Origin of the sequence: Streptomyces sp. WELS2, from assembly GCF_013870595.1 — a bacterium.
Taxonomy (GTDB): domain Bacteria; phylum Actinomycetota; class Actinomycetes; order Streptomycetales; family Streptomycetaceae; genus Streptomyces.
Genome location: NZ_JACBWZ010000842.1, coordinates 1 through 2,616, shown reverse-complemented (window position 1 = coordinate 2,616; position 2,616 = coordinate 1). Strand labels below are relative to the sequence as shown.

Here is a 2,616-nt window from a genome sequence, read left to right as displayed (position 1 = left end):
ACGCGACCGGCCCGCCAACGCCCGGCCCACCGCGACCGCGCCGGCCTCCGGGTGCGCGGCCAGGAACGTCCGCAGCCGACGCGCCTGCTCCCGCAGTGCCACGTCCGACTTCGCCGACAACACCCACGGCACCACCCCGCCCGCGAATCCGGCCGCGGACCCCTTCGAAACCCCGGCCGGCTCCTCGGCAGCCGCCTCGATCACCACGTGCGCGTTGGTGCCGCTGATGCCGAACGCCGACACACCGGCACGACGCGGACGCTCCGTCTCCGGCCACGGCCGGGCCTCGGTCAGCAGCGAGACCTGGCCCTCCGACCAGTCCACGTGCGAGGTCGGCGCGTCCACGTGGAGAGTCCGCGGCAACTGCCCGTACCGCATGGCCATGACCATCTTGATCACACCGGCGACACCGGCCGCGGCCTGGGTGTGCCCGATGTTCGACTTCACCGACCCCAGCCACAACGGCTCGTCCCGCCCCTGACCGTAGGTCGCCAGGAGTGCCTGCGCCTCGATGGGATCGCCAAGGGTGGTCCCGGTGCCGTGCGCCTCCACCGCGTCCACGTCCGCCGTCGACAGTCCCGCGTTCGCCAGCGCCTGCCGGATGACGCGTTCCTGGGACGGACCGTTCGGTGCCGCCAGGCCGTTCGACGCGCCGTCCTGGTTCACCGCCGAACCCCGGACGACCGCCAGCACCCGGTGACCGTTGCGACGGGCGTCCGACAACCGCTCCAGCAGCACCAAGCCTGCGCCTTCACCCCAGGACGTACCGTCAGCCGCCTCGGCGAACGCCTTCACCCGCCCATCGGCCGCCAGCCCCCGCTGACGCGAGAACTCGACGAAGCCCGCCGGCGTCGCCATGACCGTGACACCGCCGGCCAGCGCCAGCGAGCACTCCCCCGCCCGCAGCGCCTGCGCCGCCAGATGGATCGCCACCAGCGACGACGAGCACGCCGTGTCCACCGACACCGCCGGACCCTCCAGCCCCAGCAGGTACGACACCCGCCCGGACGTGGCGCTGGTGGCTGTTCCGGTGGCGAGGAAACCCTCGAGGTCCGGCGGCGGCTGGTTGCCGTAGCCGGAGGACCACAGGCCGGTGAACACGGCCGTGCGGCTGCCGCCGAGTGTGGTCGGGTCGATGCCGGCGTGCTCGAAGGTCTCCCAGGCGGTTTCCAGCAGCACCCGTTGCTGCGGGTCCATCGCCAGTGCCTCGCGCGGCGAGATGCCGAAGAACCCGGCGTCGAAGCCGGCGCCGTCGGCGAGGAAGCCACCCGATCGGCTGTAGGTCGTGCCCGGCCGGTCCGGGTCGGGGTCGTAGACGACGTCCCATCCACGGTCCGGCGGGAATTCGCTGATCGCGTCGGCACCGTCCGAGACGAGCCGCCACAGGTCGTCCGGGGACTCCACTCCGCCCGGGTAGCGGCAGCCCATGCCGATGATCGCGATCGGCTCGCGTGCGGCCTCCTCCATGTCGGCGAGGCGCTTGGTGAGCACTCCCAGGTCGGCCGTGGCGCGCTTGAGGTAAGTGCGGAGCTTTGCTTCGTCGGACATCGCTACTCCTCAGCGTTGCGGGACTCGCCCGAGCGGATGACCTCGGTCCTGCGGTGCGCATCGTCCAGAAGGCTGAACAGTTCGTCGTCGCTGGCCTCGTCGACACCGGCCGTGGTGCCGGTACGTTTGGCGGTCCAGGCTGCGAGAAGCGCTTCGAGACGGGCCGCGACGGTGTCGTAGTCGGCGTCGGCGGCTGCCGCGTCCAGGGTGGACTTGAGCTGGTCGAGTTCGGCGAGCAGGGGGTCGGGGCCGGTGCCGTGCAGCCGTGTGTGCACGAAGGCGGCGAGGCGGGCCGGTGTCGGGTGGTCGAAGACGAGCGTGGCGGGCAGGCGCAGGCCGGTGTCCGCGTCGAGCTGGTTGCGCAGTTCCACTGCTGTGAGCGAGTCGAACCCGATGTCGGTGAACGCCTGGTCGGGGTCGACCGCCCGCGGTGACGCGTGCCCGAGGACGAGGGCGACCTGGCCCACGACGAGTTGCAGCACATCGGCCTGCGTCCACACGCGGTCGGCGGTCTGCCTGCGCCGGGGCCGTACCAGCTCGCGCAGCAGGGTGGGCGGGTCGCCGGCGCGGCGCAGCGCCGGCAGGTCGAACCTGACGGGGGCGAGGGTGGGGGTGCCCGCGGTCAGCGCGGCGTCGAACAGGGCCAGCGCGTCCGTCGTCGGCAGCGGCCGTACGCCGGCCCTGGCCAGGCGGTGCCGGTCGGTGGCGGTCAGCCCTCCGGTCATGCCGCTGGCCTCCGCCCAGTAGCCCCAGGCGAGCGACACGGCCGGCTGTCCCTGGGCGTGCCGGTGTGCGGCGAGGCCGTCGAGGTACGCGTTCGCCGCCGCGTAGTTGGCCTGGCCCGCGCCGCCGAGCACACCGGCCGCCGACGAGAACAGCACGAACGCCTCCAGGTCAGAGGTCAGTTCGTGGAGGTGCCGCGCCGCGAGGGCCTTCGGCTCCCACACACGCGCGAACTGCTGCGGTGTGAGGGATTCCAACACGGTGTCGGCCAGCGTGCCGGCGGCGTGGATCACCGAGGTGACCGGGTGTGCGGCGAGCAGTCGCGCCACCGCCTCGCGGTCGGAC

2 protein-coding genes are annotated in these 2,616 nt (G+C 72.9%); both read right to left on the bottom strand.

What is annotated here, in order from left to right; translation table 11 throughout:
* A partial coding sequence (locus H5J33_RS30650) for a type I polyketide synthase (RefSeq protein WP_181798030.1) occupies nucleotides 1–1,548 on the bottom strand: 1,548 nt, incomplete at its 3' end.
* A 2-nt stretch (nucleotides 1,549–1,550) separates the two neighbouring features.
* A partial coding sequence (locus tag H5J33_RS30645) for a beta-ketoacyl reductase (RefSeq protein ID WP_181798029.1) occupies nucleotides 1,551–2,616 on the bottom strand: 1,066 nt, incomplete at its 5' end.